The following is a 21,888-nucleotide window of genomic DNA, read 5'->3' as shown; positions in this document are numbered from 1 at the left end:
CTGCCGGCCGCGTGGGGTACGGCCGGCAGAGGACTTAGAACTGCAGGCTCCACTTGTCGATCTTGCCGACATCGCCGGAGCCGTTGTCATTCACGCGCAGTTTCCAGGTGCCGATCGCGGGAACGGCGGACGCATTCACCGTGAACGTCTGGATGATGTTGTCGGCGCTGCCGCCGGCATAGTTGGAGAGCACGAACACGGTGCCGTTGGGGGCGACCAGGTCGACCTTCAGATCACCGCGGTAGGTGTGGTTGATGGTCACTCCGACCTTGAGTGCCGCGGGCGCATTGCCGGTGACGCCGGTCACCGAAATCGGGCTTTCCACGGTGGTGAAGTCCGAAATCGTCACGTCCGCGGTGTTCTCGAAGAACGGACCGGCAATCGTGTACGAGCCGCTGAGCGTGACGCCGGAGAACGCCTGGTAACCTCGCAGCATGATGTGATACGTGCCGGCCGAGGGCGTGGCGAAGGTGCAGGTTTCGGCGTTGCCGGTGCGATACGGGCGGCAGTCGTAGGTCGAGGTGGTCGGCGCGGCGCCGAACCGCACGTAGAGATCCGCATCGCCCGTACCGCCCGAGGTGCTGATCACCAGGTTGGATGCGCCGGCCGGCACGTTCATCGTGTACAGGACGGTACCGGCGGTCGCGGCCGACAGACCCGTGACGGGCACGCCGTTCTGCAGCACGTTGCCGGTGCTGACGGTAACGGACCGCGACGTGGTGTTGGTTGCGCCGCCGTTGTCGGTCACCGTGAGCGTCACGGTGTAGGTGCCTGCCGTGGCGTAGGTCTTGGATGGATTGGTCGCCGTCGAGGTGGAACCGTCGCCGAAATTCCAGCTGCGCGAGGCGATGGTGCCGTCACTGTCGGTGGAGCCGTCGGTGAAGTTGGCGGTCAGCCCGCTGGTGGCAAACGTGAAGTTGGCCGTGGGGGCGGTATTGCCGCTGCTCACCGTGACCGAGCGCGACGTGGTGTTGGTTGCACCCCCATTGTCGGTGACCGTCAGGGACACCGTGTAGGTGCCGCTCGCGGCGTAGGTCTTCGACGGATTGGTGGCGGTGGAGGAGCTGCCGTCGCCGAAGTTCCAGGACCGCGAGGCGATCGTGCCGTCGCTGTCGGTGGAGCCGTCGGTGAAGTTCGCCGTCAGGCCGCTGGTGGTGAAGGTGAAGTTGGCCGTCGGCGCGACATTGCCGGTGGTGGGCGCAAATCCGCCAACGCCGTAGACATCCACCGACTGCGCGGTACCGCCGCTTTCATCGCGGTTGTCCGTGTAGATGGCCATGATCTCGTTCATGACCATGTCCATGCCGTTGTAATCGCCCCATTCGAACGAATCGGAGATGTTGCGCGAGGTGACTGTGGTCAGGCGCGTGGCGGCACCCCAGGTCTGGCCGCCGTCGGTGGACATGGAGTAGTAGACATCGACGCCGGTGCGGTTGGTGCTGTTGCGCGTGTCGTAGTACATCACGAACACGCGGCCGTTGCGGTCCACCGACAACCATTGGTTGAAGCGGTCCACGGTGCCCGTATCGGTGGTCGAATGCGGGGTGGTCACCGTCCAGGTGCTGCCGCCGTTGCGCGAGTAGGCCACGCGGATGACCGAGTGGTTCGCACTGGCGGTGTTGCTGGTGGTGGCAGTGGCGTCCGACCAGGACACATAGATCGTGTTGTTGAATGCGCCGCCCGAGCGGTCCGTGTCGGTCGAGACGTAGACGAAGGCCCGCCGTGTTTCCATGGCGGGAATCGGGTAGTCGAAATCAGCCTGTGTCGCGGATACCGTCGATGCGGCACCGAAGCTGGCACCACCATTGGTCGACTTGGCCATGCGGATGGCCTTGCCGATGTTGCCTCCGGAGGTGGCCGGGTAGAAGAAGTACACATTGCCGGCAGTGTCGGAAGTGATGTCACTGCCGATGCCGATATTGCCGCTGTCGAGTGTCTGGGTGGCTTCGAATGAGACGCCACCGTTCGTCGAGCGGGCGAATTTCTGCACATTGTTGTCGTGCCAGGCGACGTAGACATTGCCCTTGTGGGGCGAGGTCGCGTGCATGTCGACGTGCAGGTATTCCTTGTCGGACTGGTTCTGGTTCGAGAGCGTCGCGCTCTTGGTCCAGGTCGCGCCGTTGTCAGTCGAACGGTAGAAGAACACGTTCGTGCCGCTGCCCACCACCGTCGACAAGGCAGTCGCATAGCCCACGCTGCCGTCCGGCGACCAGCCGACCGCCGGGTCGCAGCAGGTGCCGGAAAGCGCGATCGGGCCGCTCCAGGTGGTGCCGCCGTCGGTCGAACGCCACATTTTCTGGCCGCTGCCGGGGCCGTTGGTGCCGGCGATCACGAGGTTCGTGTTGACCGGGTTGATCGCCACGGCCGATTCGGCAGCGCCATTGGGCGTGGTAATGCGCTTTTCACCGCCCAGGAAGTTGAGCCAGTTGTTCTCCTCGTGCGCTTCCTTTTCGCGGCCGCGCGTCACTTCGTACTGACCGGTGCCCAGCGCCTTCAGGCCTTTGTAGGTGACGCCGTTGATCTGGTAGCCGCCGTACTTGGCCAGGTACCCATTGAGTGCGCTGCGCGGATACTGCGCCGGACCGAAGGTCGGCAGCTTCTTGTTCGCCTTGCGCATCTCCACGCGGTAGAACGCCGGGATCGGCACCACCGCGTCGATTTCGTGCTTGGAAAGATGCGTGAGATCTTCCAGGGTCAGCGTGTAGTTGCGGTCGTCCCAGGGACCGTAGGTCTGCAAGGCCGCGTAATCGACGCGCTTGTCGACGCCGCGGGTCGCGTCGACGGTCACTTCGACGACGCTTTCTTTGTCGGCCTGCGCCGACGTGGTGATCATGCAGCCAAAAATGGCCGCGGCCAGCAAGGCGCGCTTGCCGGTACTGAAGCTAAACATGGATTCCACCCTCCACTCCAAAGGCCGCGCGTCATCGCGCTGCCCAAGGCCGGCAACGAGCTGGATCCGGTTTGGCGATCAGGGGAATTGCCTGCGGCGTCGCCCCGGGCCCCCGCCAGGGTGTCAGCGGCGGCCAGGCGGAGTGCGAGCTCCCCGGGGCCGTGCGCTGCGACGTGTTCTGCCGTTCCTTTGCAGTGGTACTCCAGCGTTTCCCGCTTCCCGCGAGCACTGCCGGATGCGTCGCCCTCGACGACGCCCGTAGACGGCCACGCGCAGCGGGCTGGTGACGGCGCGCATCCGGTCGCACCGTCACCGGTCGCTTGCGCAATCCGATGGTTGATGGCCGGAGACCTGTCCTCCCCGACGATATCCGGCCGTCGGCCTATGTACACGGGTTTGGCGAATCCGTCCATAGGTGTGTCGATATCCGCCTACGGACCTATCAGCTTCGCTGTACCACTCGGCGAGCGGATGCGGCGCGGGCGTTTCGCCCGCCGGCCCCGCGACGTCCGACCGCTGGAGCCGGGCTGGTGGTGAACAGTCCAGAGCATCCGCTGGACGATGACCGAGGTCACGATTCCGCCCGCTGTACGCGCGGCCGCAGGGTCGCGCCCGATAGGATAGGGATGTCCGAAACGATCAAGGCAGTGTCCTATCGGACACGGACGATCCTGGCATGATGCCGACATGCCAGCGCCGCGCGACATCGTCATCGTGATCTATCCCGGTATCGAATCGCTGGATCTGTCCGGGCCTGCCAGCGTGTTCTCGACGGCCGGTCACGCGGGTGGCAGCGATCGGTACCGCATCCATGTCGTGGCGGCCGAGCCAGGCGCCGTGCCGACGGAAAGTGGCTTTGACGTCTGTGCGAAGGGCGCACGCGGCCTGCCGAAACAGATCGATACGCTGCTGGTGCCCGGCGGCCTGGGTACACGCGAAGCGATGAAGGACCGCGCCCTGATTGCCCTGCTGGCGCGCCTGGCGGCGCGATCCCGGCGTGTGACGGCCGTGTGCAGCGGCGCTTTCCTGCTGGCCCAGGCCGGGCTCCTCGACGGCCGGCGCGCGACGACGCACTGGCGCTACGCGGCGTTGCTGGCACGCCTGTTCCCCGCCGTCAGCGTGGCGTCCGACGCCATCTTCATCCGTGACGGCAATCGATGGACGTCCGCCGGCGTGACGGCAGGTATCGATCTTGCGCTAGCGCTGGTGGAGGCGGATCACGGGCGGGAGCTGGCCCTGGCCGTCGCACGCGAGCTGGTGTGTTCGGTGCGGCGCTCGGGCGGCCAGAGCCAGTACAGCGAACCCCTGGCGCTCCAGGTCGCGCAGACGCCGCGCCTGGAGCGCGTGCGCTCGGTGCTGCTGGCGCCAGCGCGCAAACGCATGGTGGTGAAATCCCTCGCCGAGCGCGTCCACGTCGGCGAGCGGCAGCTGCGCCGGCTGACGCAGCGTGAGTTCGGCCAGTCGCCGCGGCAGTTGCTGCTGGGCGCGCGCCTGGCCCAGGCGCAGCAAAGCCTGGTCGATACCGACCGGCCCGTGCGCGCAATCGCGCGCCAATGCGGCTACGCCACCACCGAGGCGTTCACGCGCCGCTTTCGCGCGCAGTTCGGCGTTTCGCCATCGCACTACCGCGCCCAGTTCCGTCGCACGACTTCTCCCACCGAGGCCCTGCCATGAAAATCGCCATCGCGCTCTTTCCCCGATTCACGGCGACCGATGCGATCGGTCCCTACGAAATCCTCTCGCGCCTGCCGGGCGCCACGCTGCAGTTCGTCTCTGCCGACGGCGGCATACTGACCAGCGATACGGGATTTCTGCAGGTCGTCACGGAGCCGCTGGACGCCGCACCGGCTCCCGAGATTCTTGTCGTTCCCGGTGGCCCGACGGCGGCGACGCCGGTGCGCGATCCGCGCCTGCTGGACTGGGTGAGAGCGGCGCACAACACAAGCCAGTGGACGGCATCGGTGTGCACCGGTGCGCTGATCCTGGGGGCAGCCGGACTGCTCCGCGGTTGCCCCGCGACGACGCACTGGTCTGACGTCGACCAGCTCGCCGGCTACGGCGCCGACGTACTGCCGCAACGGGTGGTGTTCGCCGGAAAGATCGTCACCGCCGCCGGCGTGAGTGCGGGCTTTGACATGGCACTGGCCCTGGCTGGACGGATTTCCGGCGATGCAGCCGCCATGGCGATTCAACTGGGCATCGAGTACGACCCGCAGCCGCCCTACGATGCCGGCTGCGTACGCAAGGCCCCTGCGCCCATCCGCGCGCTGGTGGAACAGCGTATGCGCCAGGCCGGCTAGGTCTGCTACACGATGTGTTGCGGAAAGCTCGCCGGATCACCGTCCCAGGTCCCGAAGTAGCTGCGACCCCGGCGATCTTGCGGGTGCTCGGGGGTACGGGGGCTCATCTTCAGGGCGTGCTTGCCCTCCAGCCACAGGCAGACGGTATTGATGATGCGCGTGTCCCGGCAGGTTCGCCCGTGGTCCGGTACCCCGGTGTAGGCCGCGAGGGTGATGCCAGGAATCGCCGAGCTGCGCAGGTTGACCCGGCCGTCGCCGAAACGGTCGCGGTGCATGCCGGCGAAATCGAACCAGTTCGGGTTCTGCTCATTTCGGGTCTGTACCTGCAGCTGCCAGGGTGTCTCAATACCCGCGCCCTGCAGAACCAGGATGTGTTCGGCATGGCTGGCAAGGGCCGCATCGCTCACCAGCGGCGCCTTGCTATTGCCGCCGTAGCGCGCGTCGGGGCCGCGGGAAAAGGCCTCGGCATCGGTGACGAAACGCGCCTGGAACCCACCGGTGCCGTCGCGGACATTGGCCTGCCAGAGGCCGGCATCGAACAGATCGACGGGGCTTCCCGCCTCGTCGACGGAGCTGCCGGCGAAATGCGGTGTCAGCTGGTAGACCGATGGAAAGCTGCGGGCAATCTTGCGGTAGTCCTCGTCCGTACCGAACCAGCCGTCGCGTTCGCCGGCGACCAGCATCTGCGGCGCCGCATGCGAGCCCTTGAACGGCGGCGCGATGAAGACGACGCGCCCGATCCCTTCGAACGCCGAGGTGCCGCGCAACCCCAGCATCGCGCGCAGCACCAGGCCGCCCATGCTATGCGTGACGAAGTGGATGGTGTCCTTGCGCCCCAGCGCGCGCTGGCGCCCCTGCAGTTCGCTCACGAGCTCGGCCAGCCGGGTTGCCGCGTGTTCGATCGGGCGGCGCCAGTCGTAGGTGAACACGTGCAGCGGCACCGAAGGCATCCATGCCCGTAGCTTGCCGACGATCTCGCCGTAGACATAGCGGATGGGGCGTGACGGAAGCATGCGATGCCCGTCATTGGCCTCGAAACGGCCGTCGATCAACGCGAAATCCAGCGGATTCTCGAAGGCGTCGCCGAAAACCATGTCTTCCAGGCTCCAGCGCGTCGGCCAGTCAAGCGGATAGCTGTCGGTCAGCTCGCTGCCTTTGATACCCGGAATGAGGATGGTGGTCATGCAGCAACTTTCTCCGTGCGACGGGTGTTGGCGGGCGATGGCAGAATGCGTCGATCTGCAGCGGGGGAACGATGGAAGACATCATTGCCGAAGTGCCGGAACTGGCGACGGAGCGACTGCAACTGCGTGCGATCCGGCGCAGTGACATCGATGCCGTGTATGCGATCTATTCCGATCCGCGTGGCATGCGCTACTGGAGCTTTCCGCCATGGACTGACCGGCGCCAGGCGGTGGAATGGTTCGAATGGCGCCGCACAGGCGGGCTGATGGATCACCTGCCGTGGGCGGCCACGCTGGAGGGCCATGTCGTGGGGCTGTTTACGCTCTTCCTGATCAATCGGGAACAGCGCCGTTGCGAACTGGGCTATATCGTTCATCCGGATCACTGGAAAAAGGGACTGGCGCGCGAGGGCCTGCGCTGCATCCTGCGTCACGCGTTCGATGTTCTGCGCCTGGAACGTATCGAAGCGGACATCGATCCGCGCAATCTCGATTCGTGCCGGCTGGTCGAACATCTGGGCTTCCGTCGCGAGGGCTTGCTACGCCAGCGATGGCGCGTCGGCGACGAGGTGTCTGATTCCGCCCTTTACGGATTGCTGCGGGCGGAATTCCCCGGCTGACCGGACGCTCATGCGGCCGCGTTTTCGGTAGCGTCCACCTTGGCGGCGATCTTGCGCGCCAGTTCTGCCGACCATTGCGCGTACTGGCGCGGGCCAGGGTGGAAGCGATCGGATGCCATGTCCTGGGCCTGGGCCCATTGCAGCGAGCAGTAGTCGGCCTCCGGCAGGTGTTCGAGCCACCGCCGCAATGCCGTATCCAGGCGGCAGGCGCAGCGGCCCAGGTACCAGCGCAGCGGCTGTGGCGCCGCGGGCATCATGTGCATGGGCGGAAGCCCGTTGGCGATGAACCACCGGAAGCCGGTGCGGCGCCGGAGCTCGTCCACGAGCGCCGCATACGCCGTGACGTAACGCGAGGGGCTGTGCTGTGCGGTGACGTCGTTCGTGCCCAGTGAGGTCACCAGGATATCGGCCGGGCGTAGCGCGGCCTCGCGGACGAGATCGAGGGCTTCGTGCGTGACCACGCCGGAACGGGCCACGAGCTGCCATTGGACGCGTCGTCCGGTGAGCTCGGCAATGCGGCGCGCCAGCGGAACGGCCAGGGCTTCGTCCTGGCGGCTGACACCGACGCCGGCGGCGGACGAGTCGCCCACGACCAGCAGGCGCAAGGTATCCGGGCCCGCTCCGACGCTGCCGTCGCGTTCGCCTTCGGCCTCGGGCAGCCGCGGGGTGCTCTTGCGCACGTAGCGGGCCTGGGTGAGCAGGATGGGTCCGAGCAAAGTCTTGTAAAACGGCACCATGACACCTTCCAAAAGTGAACGTGGCGGTAGGCAAAGAATGCGGGAAAGCGCGGATTGCGCAAAGCCCTATGAAACCAGCGTGCCAGAATCACGCCCGTGCCGGCGCGCAAAGACGGCTTTTGCATCAGGTACTTGCCGAAGCGGCGATGCAAACCGGGTGAGCCCGGTCGCGCCGGCTGGGTCCGGAGTGACGCACCCACCGTACACACGCCGGCGTCGGGATGCGGTGTATTCCCGTGCGCGGATCCCGGCACTACGATCGCCGCAATCACCCAGGGAATTGGCAATGACCCGTCGCATCGCTGAAATCATGCAGGTTCTCGGCCGGGCGCTGCTTCTGGCGGTTGCCTTTGCTGTTCCAGTGCCGTCACTGGCCGCTCCGCCAGCGTCCGGCGATGCGGTGCGCGTGTTGTACTGGAACATCTTTCTCGGGGGCAGTGGCGCCGGCGAAGGCAATCTGCCGCAATTGCTCGACCAGGTGGTCGAGCTGTCGCCGGACATCTTCTTCGTGGTCGAGACCTACGGCGCAGCGCCGGCGATCGTGGAGCGGCTCAATTCCGCACTGGGAAAGGGCCGCTACGAGGCGGTGCAGATCTCGCCGGGCAGCGGGATCTATAAAGACAATTTGTGGATTTTCACCCGGTATCCGGTCGTGGAGACGTACCCCAAGCCCGAGCATCCGGACATCACGGCGTTCAACCTGGGCGGCATTCGCGTACGCATGCCGGCCGGTCGGGAAGTCAACCTGTACGACGTGTGGCTGTCCTACGACGAACCCTGGGGCGGCGACATGATGGAGGAAAACGTCCGTGCACGCGATGCGGGCAAGGCAGCGGTCCATTCGCGCTGGAAGATTGTCCATTCGGAAAAAAGCGGCTTGGCCGATGTCCGCGGTGTGTTGTCCACCTTGCGCCGCCAGGTCAGCGGTCGCGCGCCGACCATCGTCGCCGGTGATTTCAATACGCTGCCTGCGCGCGACTGGACGTCGCGCTGGGCACGCTGCGCCGGCCATGGAGGCCAGTACTACACCTTGCGTACCACGGCGCAGATGACGAACGCGGGCTTCGTGGACGCGTATCGCGTGGCCCATCCGGATGTGTGCCGCTTCCCGGGCTCGACCTGGAGCCCGCACTATGACCGCAAAGTGCCGCAGCGCATCGACTTCGTGTGGCTGCGCGGCAAGGGGCTGGCCGTGCGGGGTGCGCAGGTGATCGACCAGCGGTTGGCCCGGCACGGCCCGGGAAGGTTCTACTCCGATCATGCGGCGCTCGTCGTGGATCTTCAGGTGGAACCCGGCGCACGATGAACCGCGGCCGGGTGCTGCGCGCCAGCGGTCCCTGCCGGCGCGCAGCGAACATCCGCCGGCCAGGTCCCTGGCGGGCGTCAGACACGAGACAACTACTCGACGAACTGACCCATTGCATCGACCTTGCGCGGAAGCAGACGGTCGATTTCCTCCACCAGCCCGCGTTCGAACCGCAGGGAATCCGCTGACGGCGTCTTCGTCGCACAAGCGGACACTGGCTTGCGGTCAGTGCCCAGCTCCTCATGCACGTCGTAGAGGCGTACCGCGCCATTGATAGTGGCGGCCAGCCAGTGACCGTCGCGCGACAGCGTGAGCCGGCCCTGGCCCAGCGCGTGGTTTCCATTCCACGGGAAGGGGTAGGGGTCGATCGTGCTCAGCAGGGTCAGGGAATCGGCGTCGTAGATTTTCACGCCGCGCTGTGCGGCGCCGACACCATAACTCCAGCCGTAGTCGGCTGTGACCAGTCGCTTGGCGTCGGGCGAAAAGACAGCCGACAACGGTCCCCACTCGGCGTACTGTCCGATGCGGCCGGTTTCCACCAGCTGGTTGCCGACGCGTTCGTACACATACGCACCGTTGTAGCTGGGCGAGACGATCCGGCTGCCGTTGGCGTCGATGGCTGCTTCGAAGGCGAACCAGTTCATGCGCGCCGACGCACCGATGGCCGTGGTGTCCAGGTCCCAGGCGTGCACCGGGCCGCTGCTGATGTTCGACTCGGCGATGGCGGCCGTCATGCCGTCGCGGCTGGCGGCGAGCATGGAATTCTGTTGCACGCGGCCGATGGTCGTGACCGTTCCGGGCGTAGGTTCGTAGCGGCGCAGCGGCACCCAGCCCGAACCGCTGTAGCTGCCGCTGATCAGGAGGCTTGAGTCGGCCATCCACGCGACCATGAAACTGCCGTTCTCGCCGAAATCTGCCGGATATTCCACTTTGCGCGGCAGGCGCGAGCCAAACCCGTCGTAGACGTAGACATGAACCTTGCCGTTCTCCACGGCGCGATCGGCGACCGCCACAAAACGACCGTCGATGGAGACATCGACGCCCACGAGCTGTTGACCCAGTGCAATGGGCGGCAGCAGCTGGCAGGTGGCAGTGTCGTAGCGGTGCAGCTTTGCGCCCGCCGTGATGTAGAGCATGCCGTTGGGGCCGAACGCGTGATCCCTGGCGCCCGTGACGGGCACATCGACATAGGTGGCTGCGTTGGCAAGGCCGCAAAGCGCCGCGGCGCAGGTGCCGGCCAGTGTACGGATAGACAACATTGCATCTCCTTCTGCAAAACAAGCCCTGTGTATCCCGTCTGCGGCCGGCCGCCACCGTCAGACGCGGATTTCCGGTCTGAACGCAGGCGTGCAGGCGCTGCCGACGAGAGCGACAGGATACGCAGCAGTGGTGTCAGATCCTGAGATTTGACGGCGGTGACAGGCGAGTCAGCGAAGGATGCTTGCAATGGCGTAGCGGCAGCGCATGATGGTGCAGCTGCGGCAGTGCGGCAGGCACCTGCGTGTCGACCAACCCGGGACAACACGCGCCAGGCCGCGCGAACGCGATCGCCCGGCGCGGTGGATGGGCTGCCGCCGGGTGGCGGCGAAGGCTCAGTGTCTCAGTTTGAGCGTCGGATGCTCATCAAGCGAACCGTCCTGGTCGAGCACCGCATAGTGGCTGCGATCCGGATCGAACACGACGGCGACCGGCGGTTGGAACAGCGGACGACGCACGAATTTCAGTTCCCAGCCGAAATGCTCCAGTCCGCGCAGTGTCGCGAGCTGGGTGGCGTTGAGACCACGTTCCATGTCGTTGGGACGTTGCCGCACCACTTTGCGGCGTTCGGAAAAGGTCATGGCGTTTCTCCGCCAAAATAAAGAAACCCGCCGACGGGCAGATCCATCATATGCCCTAGTCGGGCGGCGCGGAGCGCTGTCAGATTTTAGAGGGTGCGTAAAAAGGTGTGACGGTGCCGGCGCTGGCGCCGGCACGTTGAAGATCGTCGACAATTCCAGTTTTTGGCGACCGTTGAGCGACGTTTCTGCGCCTTGCCGACAGCCGCCCGTCACGCTGGCTTAACGCTTTGCCAGCGGTGTCCGTCTAGCGGTGTCGGCCTGCAGCGTGGACTGCGCAGCCTTGCGCAGTTTTTCCGGTGCAACGGTGGCCAGGTGGTCGGCTTCTGCCGGGGTGCCGGACCGGCGCAAGGTGTCGGCAAGGTCGTGCAGCACGCGGCGGTTGGCGTAGGTGTGGGGCGAGGCGGGGTTGTCACCCTGGCTGCGTGTGAGCTTGTCCAGCAGGTCAGCGGCGCTGTCACGGGCCATCCACAGCTCGGTCAGCTTGGCGCGGTACTCCAGTTCCCAATCCGCCAGGTTCTCGTAGCGCTGCTTGTCGGCGAAATGCTGGGATTCATGGCCCAGCAGGCTCGCGCGGAACGGGTCTGACTCCAGGTCCGGATACCAGGGCCGGACGGCGAATACGGTGTCTTCCGTCGCCCACCCGCCGGACGAGCCGCGGCCGCAACGCGCGTAGTAGCTCCAGCCACGGCTGGCGAAATCGTCGAGCAGGGCGACGGGCACGTTTTGCACGCTCTCGTCCGGGAGCGTGACGGCGAACATCTTGACCTCGTGCCGGCCCCAGACCATCAGATCGCGCAGTGGTGGTGTGCGTCCCAGCTGCGCGTGAAAGCCCAGGCTTTCCAGGCGCCGGGTGATCAGGGTTTCGACCGCGTCCCATTCCGCGCCGGCGGCGGTGTCGCCAAGCAGAGCGTGCAATCGCGCCAGCAACTGCGATTCCTCCTCGGACGCGCGGGCCGGTTGCGCCAGCGCCCGCCACCAGTAGGCCTGGTATTCGCCCAGGAGATCACGCACGAAGCCGTCCACGGGCGTCTCGAACGCCAGTTCCGGCGAGGAACGCTCATAGCGCGCCACCATGCAGCGACGATAGTCCGCATCGCCCGGACTGAACTGTCCGGCTGGAACCTGGCGCAACGCCGCCACCGCACGTGCGCTGTCGCCTTGCAGGATGGCATTGGTCGACTCGCCGATGGCCGAAACGGCCGCCGGCGTGCTGGACGGCGTCGTTGCGGCAGGGGTGGCGCTGACCAGGGATGCCATCAGGTGGGCCAGGCCGAACAGCGCCGGCAAGGCGAAGAGAGTATGCGGCTTCATGGCGTCTTTCCGTCGATGAGGTCGCTGCGGACCGTTGTGGCTATTCGACCGGAGGGACCGTCGCGGGGTCTTGAACGCATTTGATCCCGCGCCGCAGTGCGGCAGGCGACGCTCCCGAAATGCTGCGGGTGACGCGCGTGAGATGGCTCTGGTCGGCAAAGCCCGCCAGGGCTGCAATATCCGCCAGGCTGCGTGTGGTCGGCAGCATCGCCAGGGCACTGCGCCAGCGGTACTCGCGCCGTAGCAATTGCGGCGACATTCCATACGCAGCCTGGATCGAACGGCTGGCGTGGGCGGCTGATACGCCAAGACGCGTCGCGATTGTTCCCACGGGCTCGTCGCCGGCGCGCAACGCTTCCAGGAACGGCGCGTGCCAGTCCGCCAGCGCATGCCGCTGGTGGGGCCGCGCGGCGCGCAGCAGCTCGTCCAGCAAGGCAGGGGCGTTGCGGAAGACATCCAGGGCTTCGCCCAGGTGGTGTGCCTGGCACACGGTGAGGGTGTTGACCGTCGCGGACACCGGAATGTTGATGACCCGGGCGCCAAGGTGTCCGAACCGGTTACCGTGCGCGTGGAAAGCCGGATGCACGATCATCGTGCCCGGCGCGCACGCAACCGGCCCGTCGGCGCTGCGCTCCAGGTAGCAGCCGGCGAGCGTCAGCGCGGCATAGGCCGTGGCGTGGCGATGCGTGGACAGCGCATCGCCGGCGCGGTGGCGGGTTTCGTACGAAAGACCCTGGGACATGCCGCTAGCGTAGGCAATGTCCCTGGCGTTGCAAATCCGCTGCGCGGCGCGCCGTGCCGATGGTCACGCTTTACAGGTCGGGGGCGTAGCCCTGGCCGGGTTTGCCGGTGTTGACGGGCTGTTCCTTGCCCGCCTTGTCGCGCCGGGCCTTCTCTTTGCCGTCCACGCCGGAGCTGCGCACCTGGTTGGGGTTGCGGCCGCGGCGGTCGCTGCGTTCGGGTTTCTTCATGGCGATGCTCCTGTCCGGTACCTTCGTGCGGGCGCCGATTTCAGGGCAGCAAGCGCTGTGCCACGCGATGTCGCGATGTATACCACTGACGCCGGGGCGATCGGCGCGGGCGTGCACGGCGCGGGGCGCCTGCCGCGCAAAATGCGCGACAATGGGCGTTGTCCCCGTGCGTCTATCGGCAATCATGGCGAAAGAACAGGCATTGCCGCGCGTCGCGGTACAGGTCGTCACCATCCAGTGGACAAAAGCCACCCGCGGTGCACCCGGGTCGATCCGGCGCGCCGCCCTGCCGCGGGCGTTCCCGTTGCGGCAGGGCACCGGCTGGTGCTCGATCGAGCACATCACGCTCTCGGAATGGGAGCAATTTCGCGCGCACCACCGCGTGGAAGAACCACTCGGGCAGCTGCCGTTCGAGATCTGTTCCCTTCGCCTGCGCCTGGAGTCGGCCGATGAACTGTCGGTAGGCATCGGCTGCACGCAGCACGCCGGCCAGCCCTGGCGCATCGCACGGCCGCGCGTCATGGGGCTGGGTCCGGGGCAATCCGGTCGTGTCGCCACCAACGCGCGCCATACAAGCTATGCGGGGCAGTGGTATACGGAGACGACGTTTCATATCGCCTACGGGGGCGATCTGTCGCCCGACCGGTTCATGTCCGGCAAGCCGGATCGCGACTACAACCAGAAGGCAGCGTTGTTCTGACCAGTGCAGGTGCAGGGATGGAACCGATTCGGAAAGTCCCGCGCGGCGGGGTGATGATGCGATGGCAGTGGATCCTGGTGGCCGGCGCCTTGGCCTTGGCAGCCTGTGAACGCGGACACTCGCCTTCCGTACAGGCGCCGCTGGCGCCCGGCGACACGGTGGCGGCGATGACGGCGCGCCAGCGGACGACGTCGGCATTGCCGGGCTCCCAGGGCGCACTGCTGCTGTCGATCGACGACATCACCCGCGGCCAGGTGATGGCCAGCGTCATGATGCGCGACGGCATCACTATCGCCGGACGGCGTTCGATCCGTCCTGGCGACCTGATGCGGTTCGATCACGCCGGACGGCATTGGGAAGTACGTCTGGTCGCGCTGCAGAACGCGCTCGTCGGTGACGACTACGCGCAATTTGAAGTCGCCGTATCGACTCGGATACCGCCGCCGCTGGTGGTCGACGACCGCGCGCGGATCGAGCAGCTGATCAGCCGGATTGAACAACGTGGCGACCTGGTGTTCATCCGTAGCAGCAAAGAGCACAGCGGTGCCGAAGCGGCTGCCCACCTGCGGCGCAAATGGAAGGCGGCCGGCGCGCCCGCCATGGACATCGGGACGTTTATCGACCGCATCGGCAGCCGCAGCGAAACCGACGGCACCGAATACCAGGTCCGTCTGCTCGATGGCCGCACCGTGAGTGCGAGGGAGTTCCTGCGCGGCGAGCAGGCGGCGATGGACCGCTAGCGTCCGGCCAGGTGCTTGAGCGCTTCGCGCCGGCTCAGGGGGCTGAGCTGCGATTCGTGCTCGCGTACGTAGCGCAGCACCACGTCCGGCTGCGTGCGTGCGAGCTGGCGCAGGGCCCATCCGATGGCCTTGCGCAGGAAGAACTCGCGGGAATCCAGCGACGGCGCCATCAGTTCGAACAGCAACGGTACGTTCGTGTCGTGCTTGAAATCGAGCTGGCACAGGATGGCGATACGGCGCAGCCAGACGTTCTCGTGACGGCTCCAGCGGCGCAGCGTCGTGACCGTTGATGGTGACGCCCGCAGGATGTCGCCGACCACCGGCGCCATGGCGTCGATGTAATCCCACCAGGCGCCTTCGACGACGAGCTGCTCCACCAGCGGTAGCGCGGAGGCCTGGCGATGTGCCTTCGCACGCCCCCAGGACAGCAGTTCAATCGCCGCATAGCGCTGCTCGCGAAACGCGGCGGTCTGCCAGAGCGCCAGAATCGTGTTGCGCCACTGGGTTTCGTCCAGCGGCCACCACTGCTTGAACAAGGCGTGGCTGGTTCGGCGCATGGCCGGTGCCGGCGCGCCCGCGAAGGGCATCGCCGATTTCATGTACGCCTGCATGCCGGCGGCGCGCGCCGGATCGGCCGCGACGCGCAGCGCGGTAGCCATGTCCGCGCAACGCCGGCGCAGCACGGCGGCCGGATTCGCTGTCGCGGGCATCAGGCCTGCAGCCGCGGGTGGTCTTTCCAGGCCGGCATCTGGCGCATGTACTCGCGCGTGCGGGCTTCGGCGATAGCGCGCGGCGTCGTCGGCTCGCGGCCGAGCACCCACTGCACCATCCGCTCGAAGCGTTCGTCGAAGGCCTGCAGCTGGCCGCTTTCGTCGACGCAGTAATGGCAGTACGCACCGCTTTCGATGGGCATGCCGCAGCTTTGGCAGGTATGGCTATGGCTCATGATCAGACTCCAGGGGTGGGGGAAGGGAGCGGGAGGCCTCGACAAGGGCCGAGAGTCCTTGCAGCAGCTGCTGGCGCTGGTGCTCATCCATACGTTGCAGGGCGGCGGAAAGTGCCTCGCGGGAGAGCACTTCCCGGGTCCGCTGCAGCAGGGCGATGCCGGCGTCGGTCAGCCAGATCAGGATGCGGCGGCGATCCCGGCTGTCCACGCTGCGCGCGATCCAGCCGCGCGCTTCCAGCCGGTCGGTCAGTTCGCTGATGGCCGACAGGGCGCGATCAAAATGCCGGGCGGCCTCGCCCATCGTCAGGGGACCGCTGGCCCAAAGGTGCTGCATCACCGCCAGCGATTCGGGTGATGGGCGCGGATCGTTCTTGTCCCAGCGGGCGTGCAGACGCTCGTAGACGGCCGGATACAGCCGTGCAATGTCATCGACCAGGGAGGAGACGTTCGCCATGCGCGCCATTGTAGGAAGGGCAGATGCTTCGGCAATCCCGAAGCATTCCAGCGCGGGGCGGTCGGGACGGGCGGTGTCACCGCCGCGTCCACAAAGCTACATATCGAATTTCTTCAGATCGAAGCCGGCGTGCTTGTAGGTCTTCCAGCGCTCGCGCGAGCCCAGGCGCTGGTTTTCTTCGGCGGGCACGACCTCGAGCACGCGCTCGAACAGACCGGGCGCGCAGTCATCGCGCAGGTTGATCACCAGGGGGCGGTCGGGCGTGGTGGATTCGGGCGCCACGATCAGGACGGGCGTGATGGCGTCGTCCTCGTCGCCGGCGATCTGGTGCGGGATGAAGGCGTCCTCGTCGAATTCCCACAGCTTGCCGTCGATTTCCTCGGCCTGTTCCAGCGAGCGGGCGAGGATCAGCGTGGGCTGGCCGCTGGCGTACGCCCGCTTGGCCAGCTCGCAGACCAACAGCAGCGGATCTTCACGGAAGCGGGGTTTGTCGATCAGGTAGAAGTCGGCGCGGGGCATGCACGGAACCTTGCTGGGTCAATCCCCGCGCGGAGCGGGCCGTAAGTGCGGAATGCGACGCGCCTGGCCAACGCGACCAGGCGCGGGGTGGCGGTCAGGCGCAGCGATCCATCAAATACTGCACCAGCAGCGGCACCGGGCGTCCGGTGGCCATGCCCTTGCGTCCCTCGTCCCAGGCAGTGCCCGCGACGTCCAGGTGCGCCCAGCGGACGCCCTCGGTGAAGCGCGACAGGAAGCAGGCGGCTGTGATGGCGCCGGCGTTCTTGCCGCCGATGTTCGCCATGTCGGCAAAGCCCGACTCGAGCTGGCTCTGGTAGTCGTCCCACAGCGGCAGGCGCCAGGCGCGGTCGAGCGCCGCGTTGCCGGCATCCAGGAGCTGCTGGGCCAGTTCGTCGTCCTTGCTCATGAGGCCGGACGGATGCTTGCCCAGGGCCACCACGCAGGCGCCCGTCAGCGTGGCCGCGTCGATCAGCGCCTGCGGCTGGAAACGCTGGGCGTAGGTCAGGGCGTCGCACAGGATCAGCCGGCCCTCGGCGTCGGTGTTGAGTACTTCGATGGTCAGGCCGGACATGCTGGTGAGCACGTCGCCCGGACGGTAGGAGTTGCCGTCCGGCATGTTCTCCACGGCGGCCACGATGCAAACCAGGTTCAGCGGCAGCTGCAGCTTCACCGCCGCGACGAAGGCGCCCAGGACGCCGGCGGCACCGCCCATGTCGAACTTCATCTCTTCCATGCCCGCGCCGGGCTTGAGCGAGATGCCGCCGCTGTCAAAGGTGATGCCCTTGCCGACGAACACGAACGGCCGGGCGTCGCCGCCGCCGTTCCAGCGCAACACGATCAGCTTGGGCGGATTGGCCGAGCCCTGGGCGACACCCAGCAGGGAACCCATGCCGAGCTCGCGCATCTGGTCGCGCTCGAGCACTTCGCAACTCACGCCGGTGTGCTGCTCGGCGATCTTGCGGGCTTCGTCCGCGATGTAGGCCGGGTTGCAGATGTTGGGCGGCAGGTTGCCCAGCTCACGCGCACAGCGCACGCCGGCGGCCACGGCCGTGGCGACGTCAACCGCCTTCTGTTGCTCGCCGGGAGCGGCGAAGGCAATGGCGTTGAATCCTTCCGGTGCGGGCTTTTCCTTGGCCTTGAAGGTGGCGGTGTAGCGGTACGCGGCGTAATCGGTGGCCAGTGCGGCGGTGCGAACGCGCCATGCCGCATCGCGGCCGGGGACGTCGACCTCGGTCAGATACGAGGCCGCGCCGGTGACCGGCAGGGACTTGACCGCCTTGGCCGCGTCGCTGGCAACGCGCTGGAAACGCAGCGCGTCGAATTTCTTCTGTTCGCCCAGGCCCATCACCAGGACGCGGGCGGCGGCGACGCCGGGCAGGCCGAACAGCACGTTCGAGGTACCCAGGCGGCCGCTGATGTCGCCCGAATCGATCAGCCGGCGCAGCACGCCGCCGCTGGCGTCATCAATCCGCGCGGCCGCACCGGTGAGCATCTTTTCCTCGTAAACGCCCACCACGACGACGGCGGTCGCGGCGGTTTCAGGGGTGGAGCCGACAAGCGAGAACTGAATCGTCATGAACTGGCACCGGACGGGTAGGGGCCCGGCGGAGCGCGCTATGCCGCACCGCGCAACGAGGCCGGTTAAACTCAGGGGAATGACTTGTGCCGTAACAGGCGCAAGGGCTCGGAATTATCGCATAGACCCAGGCGCATGCTCAGAATCCTCGATCGTTACCTGTTGCGCGAGTTGGCCTTTGGCATCGTCGCCACCGCCGCCGTGCTGCTGGTTGTCACCCTGGGCGGAACGATGGCCAGCATCCTGGACCGGGTCGCCCGCGGGCGGCTGCCGGCCAACCTGGTGTTCGAGCTGCTGGGCCTGCGCACCGTCGATGCGCTGACTATCCTTTTGCCCGTGTCGATCTTCCTGGGCGTGCTGCTGGCCTACGGGCGGTTGTGGCGCGACAACGAAATGGCCGTGCTGCAGAGTTCGGGTCTGCCAATCACGGGCCTGTTGCGGCCGCTGGCCATCTTTGTCGTCCCGGCCAGCCTGCTGCTCGGAATGGTGTCCTTCTGGCTCGCGCCGGCCGCGATGCGCCTGTCGCACGACCTGGTCGACGAGGCCAACCGCTCGATGGTGGTGGCCGGCCTCGAACCCGGGCGGTTCATGGAGCTGCCCGGGCGCTCGGGCACGATCTACGTGGCATCAATGAACGACGACGGCACGCGTTTCGAACGCATGTTCGTCGAAAGCGAGCGGCCCGACGGGGAAGACATCCGCCTGGACGTCATCACCGCCGAAGCCGGCGAGCTGCGCCACGACGGTGACGGCCAGAGTCGTTTCCTGTCCCTGGCCAACGGCTTCCGGGTCGAGGGGCGCATCGGCTACGACGACTTCCGCCTGCTGCGCTTCAAGCAGAACGACATTGCCCTGGGTGAGAACGCCACCGATTCCACGCCCGAATCGCTCAAGCGCTCCGCCCCGATAGCCGACCTCCTCGCGAGCAAGGAGCAGGCCCAGAAAGCTGAACTGCACTGGCGCCTGGCCGCGCCGCTCTCGGCGCTGATCCTGGCGGTGCTGGCGCTGCCCCTGTCGCGCTCCGGGCCGCGCGTGTCGCATTTCGGCAAGCTGCTGCTCGCCATTCCCTGTTACCTGATCTACGCCAATCTGCTGGAGTTTGGCCGTGTCGCGATCACGCAGGGCAAGGTGGCCCCGGCCATCGGCCTGTGGTGGGTTCACCTGCCCATGGCCCTGCTGACGTTCTGGCTGCTCCGCCGCAGCGACCTGCTGCCCGCGCCGAAGGCGTCGCACTGATGCTGCGTTTGCGACAGGTGGATAAATTGGTCGCGCTGTCGGTGCTGGGCGCGGTCACGATGACCTGGATCCTGCTGACCGGGCTGGATGCATTCAGGGCGTTCAGCGTGGCCGCCGCCGGTATCGGCAAGGGCGATACGGGTCTGGGCGTGGTGCTGGTGCAGGTGCTGCTGACGATTCCGCGGCGCTCCTACGAAGCCTTTGCCAACGCCGCGCTGATCGGATCCCTGCTTGGTCTGGGAACCCTCGCCGCGTCGGGCGAGCTCACCGCCTTGCGCGCGGCCGGCATGTCCAAGTTGCGGATCTGCCTTTCGGCGGGGCTTTCCCTGTCGGTGTACACGCTCGGCGTGGCCGCCATCGGTGAAACCCTCGGGCCGGCCGGCGAGCAGTGGGCACGTGCCTACGCCATGCAGGCGCAGTCGCAGGACATCAAGCTCGCCAAGGATTGGGGCCTGTGGGCGCGCGACGGCGACACCGTGATCAACGCCAAGCAGGGCAGCATGACCGAAACCGCGACCGGCCGGGTGGTGGACCTGGCCGACGTGCGCGTGTTCGATTTCAAGGAAAAGGGCCAGCTGCGTTCCATCGCCATTGCCAAGCGCGCGCGTCACCAGGCCGGTCGCTGGGAAATGATGGACGTGCGCCGCACCGAATTCACCGACGAGGGTGCCAAGAGCACGACCGAGGCCACGGCGCAGTGGGTTTCCGGCCTGGACCCGCGCCAGCTGGCGCTGTCGATCGTGCGCCCGGAGTACCTGTCGGTCAGCGACCTGCGCCGGATCATCAAGTACCGCAAGCGCAACAACCAGGATCTGCAGGCGTTCCAGGCGGCGTACTGGACGCGCCTGTTCTGGCCCGTCAACGTGATGATCCTGGTGATCTGCGTACTGCCGTTTGCCTTCGGCACGCTGCGTAGCGGCGGGTTGGGCAAGCGCATCTTCCTGGGTATCGTCGCCGCCGTGACCTGGTACTTCCTGCGCTCGGGCGTCGTCAGCCTGGGCGCCGTGTACGGCATGAACCTGGCGCTGGCCAACCTGCTGCCGGGCCTGATCGTCCTGGCGGCGGCGTGGTACTACTTCCGCCGCGCACCGTAGGGGTTTCAGCCATTCTTGGGCAGGCGCACGACGCGTGTGCCTGCCGCGATGTCGTGCCAGGCACGGCGGTCACGGTCCACCAGGCACCACAGGAATCCCAGGCCGACGGCGGCCGTGGAAACCAGGCTTACGGCAAAGCGCAGCAGGCAGGTGCTCCAGTCCAATGGCCCGCCGTCCGCCCGCGTGACGCGAAGACGCCAGGCGCGCATGCCGATCGTCTGCCCGCCGCGTCGCCACGAAACCGCGTAATAGGCGACGATCACCGCCAGCAACGCCAGCCGGAACAGCAGGGCGTGGGGATCGAGGGTCCCTCCCGTGACGGCCTGCGCAATGGCGCCGGTGGCGAACAGGATGGCCAGCAGCGGCAGAAGGTCGTACACGGCGGCCGCGGCGCGCCAGCCCAGATGGGCGGAGGGAAACGGAGCTTGGTTCATCGCAACGGCATACCGGTGATAGCGGCGCGCAGCCTCGCCGTTTACGCTGTCGGCTGCAAGTCCCTGATCGCCGCCCCATGACTGCCTTGGAAAGTGCCCAGATCAGCGCCGGCGATCGCCGCGCCATCGATCTGTTCCTCGAACGCGCCTGGTCCGAATTCGGCCTGGCGGACAACACGCTTGCCAGCTACCGCAGTGACCTGGAAGGGTTTGCCCGCTGGCTGGCTGCGCAGGCGGAGACGCTGGCGTCAGCGTCCCGCGCATCGCTCTACCGGTATCTGGCGGCGCGCAGCGAAGCGAAGTACTCCGCGCGCTCCAACGCGCGGCTGTTGTCGAGCCTGCGCCGCTACTACCAGCTGATGCAGCGGATCGGCCAGGTCAGCGACGATCCGACCCTGCTGCTCGATGCCCCGAAGTTGCCGCGTCCGCTGCCCAAGGCCCTGTCTGAATCCGAGGTGGAAGCACTGATCCGTGCGCCGGATACGACCGTGCCGCTGGGTCTGCGCGACCGCGCGATGCTGGAACTGCTCTATGCCACGGGGCTGCGTGTGAGCGAGCTGGTGGGCCTGCGCGCCGATCAGGTCAACCTGCGCCAGGGCGTTCTTCGGGTCAGCGGCAAGGGCGGCAAGGACCGTCTCGTCCCTATCGGCGAGGAAGCCCAGCACTGGATTGAACGCTACATCGCCGACGCGCGCCCCATCCTGGCCCGCGGCCGCGTCCACGAAGCCATCTTCCTCACCCGCCTGGGCGAGGCGATGACCCGCCAGATGTTCTGGACAGTCGTGAAGAAGCTGGCCGTCACCGCCGGCATCGATTCGCGCCGCATCTCGCCGCATGTCCTGCGGCATTCCTTTGCCACGCACCTGCTCAACCATGGCGCCGACTTGCGCGCACTCCAGCTCCTGCTCGGCCACAGTTCGCTCTCGACCACCCAGATCTACACCCACGTGGCGCGCGAAGGCCTCAAACGCCTCCACGCCCAGCACCATCCGCGCGGCTGACGCCCACCCCGTTTGCCCAGACCGAGCGCGC

General features: G+C 66.8%; 23 protein-coding genes. 9 read left to right on the top strand and 14 right to left on the bottom strand.

What is annotated here, in order from left to right:
* Positions 1–34: 34 nt before the first annotated feature.
* Complete coding sequence (locus tag N4264_RS25945; protein ID WP_261694901.1) at positions 35–2,890, bottom strand: PKD domain-containing protein; 2,856 nt, start codon at positions 2,888–2,890, stop codon at positions 35–37.
* 687 nt (positions 2,891–3,577) lie between these two features.
* Here N4264_RS25945 and N4264_RS24895 point away from each other — a divergent pair.
* Both N4264_RS24895 and N4264_RS24890 read left to right on the top strand, forming a co-directional pair.
* Positions 3,578–4,564, top strand: coding sequence for a GlxA family transcriptional regulator (locus tag N4264_RS24895; protein WP_261694900.1), 987 nt, complete (start codon positions 3,578–3,580; stop codon positions 4,562–4,564).
* Positions 4,561–5,190: a DJ-1/PfpI family protein gene (locus N4264_RS24890; protein WP_261694899.1), complete on the top strand. Its 630-nt coding sequence runs from the start codon at positions 4,561–4,563 to the stop codon at positions 5,188–5,190. Before N4264_RS24895 ends, N4264_RS24890 begins: the two co-directional genes overlap by 4 nt.
* 5 nt (positions 5,191–5,195) lie before the next feature.
* Here N4264_RS24890 and N4264_RS24885 read toward each other — a convergent pair whose 3' ends face one another.
* Positions 5,196–6,374, bottom strand: coding sequence for an esterase/lipase family protein (locus N4264_RS24885; RefSeq protein WP_261694898.1), 1,179 nt, complete (start codon positions 6,372–6,374; stop codon positions 5,196–5,198).
* Between the two features lie 71 nt (positions 6,375–6,445).
* On the opposite strand from N4264_RS24885, the gene N4264_RS24880 reads away from it, so the two are divergent.
* The gene (locus N4264_RS24880; protein ID WP_261694897.1) at positions 6,446–6,994 is read left to right on the top strand and encodes a GNAT family N-acetyltransferase; all 549 of its coding nucleotides are present in this window, start codon (positions 6,446–6,448) and stop codon (positions 6,992–6,994) included.
* Between the two features lie 8 nt (positions 6,995–7,002).
* Here the strand turns inward: N4264_RS24880 and N4264_RS24875 are convergent, their stop codons facing one another.
* Positions 7,003–7,731 (bottom strand): SGNH/GDSL hydrolase family protein, encoded by a 729-nt coding sequence (locus N4264_RS24875; RefSeq protein WP_261694896.1) that lies wholly within the window; start codon positions 7,729–7,731, stop codon positions 7,003–7,005.
* Between the two features lie 286 nt (positions 7,732–8,017).
* Here N4264_RS24875 and N4264_RS24870 point away from each other — a divergent pair, with 286 nt between their 5' ends.
* A complete protein-coding gene (locus tag N4264_RS24870) occupies positions 8,018–9,037 on the top strand; it encodes an endonuclease/exonuclease/phosphatase family protein (protein WP_261694895.1) in 1,020 nt (339 codons plus the stop codon).
* Positions 9,038–9,129: 92 nt separating this feature from the next.
* Here N4264_RS24870 and N4264_RS24865 read toward each other — a convergent pair whose 3' ends face one another.
* From N4264_RS24865 to N4264_RS24845, 5 genes are all read right to left on the bottom strand, one after another.
* A complete protein-coding gene (locus tag N4264_RS24865; RefSeq protein WP_261694894.1) occupies positions 9,130–10,296 on the bottom strand; it encodes a WD40 repeat domain-containing protein in 1,167 nt (388 codons plus the stop codon).
* 333 nt (positions 10,297–10,629) lie between these two features.
* Positions 10,630–10,875 carry a hypothetical protein gene (locus N4264_RS24860; protein ID WP_261694893.1) on the bottom strand — a complete coding sequence of 82 codons (246 nt, stop codon included), beginning with the start codon at positions 10,873–10,875 and terminating at the stop codon, positions 10,630–10,632.
* A 219-nt stretch (positions 10,876–11,094) separates the two neighbouring features.
* Positions 11,095–12,186, bottom strand: coding sequence for a hypothetical protein (locus N4264_RS24855; protein ID WP_261694892.1), 1,092 nt, complete (start codon positions 12,184–12,186; stop codon positions 11,095–11,097).
* A gap of 40 nt (positions 12,187–12,226) precedes the next feature.
* Positions 12,227–12,928, bottom strand: coding sequence for an AraC family transcriptional regulator (locus N4264_RS24850; protein WP_261694891.1), 702 nt, complete (start codon positions 12,926–12,928; stop codon positions 12,227–12,229).
* A 70-nt stretch (positions 12,929–12,998) separates the two neighbouring features.
* Positions 12,999–13,157 carry a hypothetical protein gene (locus tag N4264_RS24845; RefSeq protein ID WP_261694890.1) on the bottom strand — a complete coding sequence of 53 codons (159 nt, stop codon included), beginning with the start codon at positions 13,155–13,157 and terminating at the stop codon, positions 12,999–13,001.
* A gap of 166 nt (positions 13,158–13,323) precedes the next feature.
* Here N4264_RS24845 and N4264_RS24840 point away from each other — a divergent pair, with 166 nt between their 5' ends.
* Both N4264_RS24840 and N4264_RS24835 read left to right on the top strand, forming a co-directional pair.
* Complete coding sequence (locus N4264_RS24840) at positions 13,324–13,857, top strand: hypothetical protein (RefSeq protein ID WP_261694889.1); 534 nt, start codon at positions 13,324–13,326, stop codon at positions 13,855–13,857.
* A 17-nt stretch (positions 13,858–13,874) separates the two neighbouring features.
* The gene (locus N4264_RS24835) at positions 13,875–14,597 is read left to right on the top strand and encodes a DUF5329 family protein (protein WP_261694888.1); all 723 of its coding nucleotides are present in this window, start codon (positions 13,875–13,877) and stop codon (positions 14,595–14,597) included.
* Here the strand turns inward: N4264_RS24835 and N4264_RS24830 are convergent.
* The 5 genes from N4264_RS24830 to N4264_RS24810 form a co-directional block, all read right to left on the bottom strand.
* Positions 14,594–15,307: a DNA alkylation repair protein gene (locus N4264_RS24830; protein WP_261694887.1), complete on the bottom strand. Its 714-nt coding sequence runs from the start codon at positions 15,305–15,307 to the stop codon at positions 14,594–14,596. The two genes, N4264_RS24835 and N4264_RS24830, sit on opposite strands and share 4 nt — an antisense overlap.
* Entirely contained in the window at positions 15,307–15,543 is a 237-nt protein-coding gene (locus N4264_RS24825) for a zinc ribbon domain-containing protein (RefSeq protein ID WP_261694886.1), read from the bottom strand. The genes N4264_RS24830 and N4264_RS24825 overlap by 1 nt, the downstream gene beginning before the upstream one ends.
* Positions 15,533–15,997, bottom strand: coding sequence for a MarR family winged helix-turn-helix transcriptional regulator (locus N4264_RS24820; RefSeq protein ID WP_261694885.1), 465 nt, complete (start codon positions 15,995–15,997; stop codon positions 15,533–15,535). Before N4264_RS24820 ends, N4264_RS24825 begins: the two co-directional genes overlap by 11 nt.
* 96 nt (positions 15,998–16,093) lie before the next feature.
* Positions 16,094–16,516 (bottom strand): DNA polymerase III subunit chi, encoded by a 423-nt coding sequence (locus N4264_RS24815; RefSeq protein ID WP_261694884.1) that lies wholly within the window; start codon positions 16,514–16,516, stop codon positions 16,094–16,096.
* Positions 16,517–16,610: 94 nt separating this feature from the next.
* The gene (locus N4264_RS24810; protein ID WP_261694883.1) at positions 16,611–18,092 is read right to left on the bottom strand and encodes a leucyl aminopeptidase; all 1,482 of its coding nucleotides are present in this window, start codon (positions 18,090–18,092) and stop codon (positions 16,611–16,613) included.
* A gap of 135 nt (positions 18,093–18,227) precedes the next feature.
* On the opposite strand from N4264_RS24810, the gene lptF reads away from it, so the two are divergent.
* Both lptF and lptG read left to right on the top strand, forming a co-directional pair.
* The gene (lptF, locus tag N4264_RS24805; protein ID WP_261694882.1) at positions 18,228–19,328 is read left to right on the top strand and encodes an LPS export ABC transporter permease LptF; all 1,101 of its coding nucleotides are present in this window, start codon (positions 18,228–18,230) and stop codon (positions 19,326–19,328) included.
* Positions 19,328–20,422 (top strand): LPS export ABC transporter permease LptG, encoded by a 1,095-nt coding sequence (gene lptG, locus N4264_RS24800; protein ID WP_261694881.1) that lies wholly within the window; start codon positions 19,328–19,330, stop codon positions 20,420–20,422. The genes lptF and lptG overlap by 1 nt, the downstream gene beginning before the upstream one ends.
* 5 nt (positions 20,423–20,427) lie before the next feature.
* On the opposite strand, the gene N4264_RS24795 is transcribed toward lptG, so the two are convergent.
* Complete coding sequence (locus N4264_RS24795; protein WP_261694880.1) at positions 20,428–20,856, bottom strand: RDD family protein; 429 nt, start codon at positions 20,854–20,856, stop codon at positions 20,428–20,430.
* A 77-nt stretch (positions 20,857–20,933) separates the two neighbouring features.
* Here N4264_RS24795 and xerD point away from each other — a divergent pair, with 77 nt between their 5' ends.
* Positions 20,934–21,857: a site-specific tyrosine recombinase XerD gene (xerD, locus tag N4264_RS24790; RefSeq protein WP_261694879.1), complete on the top strand. Its 924-nt coding sequence runs from the start codon at positions 20,934–20,936 to the stop codon at positions 21,855–21,857.
* Positions 21,858–21,888: the final 31 nt, after the last annotated feature.

The organism is Tahibacter amnicola (assembly GCF_025398735.1).
Classification (GTDB): Bacteria; Pseudomonadota; Gammaproteobacteria; order Xanthomonadales; family Rhodanobacteraceae; genus Tahibacter; species Tahibacter amnicola.
The sequence above is the reverse complement of the archived record's forward strand: the minus strand, read 5'-3'. Positions and strand labels throughout refer to the sequence as shown.

Excerpts from the sequence above, each read along its gene's own strand:
- N4264_RS25945 (WP_261694901.1), bottom strand. The coding sequence starts at position 2,890 with ATGTTTAGCTTCAGTACCGGCAAGCGCGCCTTGCTGGCCGCGGCCATT.
- N4264_RS24895 (WP_261694900.1), top strand. The coding sequence starts at position 3,578 with ATGCCAGCGCCGCGCGACATCGTCATCGTGATCTATCCCGGTATCGAA.
- N4264_RS24890 (WP_261694899.1), top strand. The coding sequence starts at position 4,561 with ATGAAAATCGCCATCGCGCTCTTTCCCCGATTCACGGCGACCGATGCG.
- N4264_RS24885 (WP_261694898.1), bottom strand. The coding sequence starts at position 6,374 with ATGACCACCATCCTCATTCCGGGTATCAAAGGCAGCGAGCTGACCGAC.
- N4264_RS24880 (WP_261694897.1), top strand. The coding sequence starts at position 6,446 with ATGGAAGACATCATTGCCGAAGTGCCGGAACTGGCGACGGAGCGACTG.
- N4264_RS24875 (WP_261694896.1), bottom strand. The coding sequence starts at position 7,731 with ATGGTGCCGTTTTACAAGACTTTGCTCGGACCCATCCTGCTCACCCAG.
- N4264_RS24870 (WP_261694895.1), top strand. The coding sequence starts at position 8,018 with ATGACCCGTCGCATCGCTGAAATCATGCAGGTTCTCGGCCGGGCGCTG.
- N4264_RS24865 (WP_261694894.1), bottom strand. The coding sequence starts at position 10,296 with ATGTTGTCTATCCGTACACTGGCCGGCACCTGCGCCGCGGCGCTTTGC.
- N4264_RS24860 (WP_261694893.1), bottom strand. The coding sequence starts at position 10,875 with ATGACCTTTTCCGAACGCCGCAAAGTGGTGCGGCAACGTCCCAACGAC.
- N4264_RS24855 (WP_261694892.1), bottom strand. The coding sequence starts at position 12,186 with ATGAAGCCGCATACTCTCTTCGCCTTGCCGGCGCTGTTCGGCCTGGCC.
- N4264_RS24850 (WP_261694891.1), bottom strand. The coding sequence starts at position 12,928 with ATGTCCCAGGGTCTTTCGTACGAAACCCGCCACCGCGCCGGCGATGCG.
- N4264_RS24845 (WP_261694890.1), bottom strand. The coding sequence starts at position 13,157 with ATGAAGAAACCCGAACGCAGCGACCGCCGCGGCCGCAACCCCAACCAG.
- N4264_RS24835 (WP_261694888.1), top strand. The coding sequence starts at position 13,875 with ATGGAACCGATTCGGAAAGTCCCGCGCGGCGGGGTGATGATGCGATGG.
- N4264_RS24830 (WP_261694887.1), bottom strand. The coding sequence starts at position 15,307 with ATGCCCGCGACAGCGAATCCGGCCGCCGTGCTGCGCCGGCGTTGCGCG.
- N4264_RS24825 (WP_261694886.1), bottom strand. The coding sequence starts at position 15,543 with ATGAGCCATAGCCATACCTGCCAAAGCTGCGGCATGCCCATCGAAAGC.
- N4264_RS24820 (WP_261694885.1), bottom strand. The coding sequence starts at position 15,997 with ATGGCGAACGTCTCCTCCCTGGTCGATGACATTGCACGGCTGTATCCG.
- N4264_RS24815 (WP_261694884.1), bottom strand. The coding sequence starts at position 16,516 with ATGCCCCGCGCCGACTTCTACCTGATCGACAAACCCCGCTTCCGTGAA.
- N4264_RS24810 (WP_261694883.1), bottom strand. The coding sequence starts at position 18,092 with ATGACGATTCAGTTCTCGCTTGTCGGCTCCACCCCTGAAACCGCCGCG.
- lptF (WP_261694882.1), top strand. The coding sequence starts at position 18,228 with ATGCTCAGAATCCTCGATCGTTACCTGTTGCGCGAGTTGGCCTTTGGC.
- lptG (WP_261694881.1), top strand. The coding sequence starts at position 19,328 with ATGCTGCGTTTGCGACAGGTGGATAAATTGGTCGCGCTGTCGGTGCTG.
- N4264_RS24795 (WP_261694880.1), bottom strand. The coding sequence starts at position 20,856 with ATGAACCAAGCTCCGTTTCCCTCCGCCCATCTGGGCTGGCGCGCCGCG.
- xerD (WP_261694879.1), top strand. The coding sequence starts at position 20,934 with ATGACTGCCTTGGAAAGTGCCCAGATCAGCGCCGGCGATCGCCGCGCC.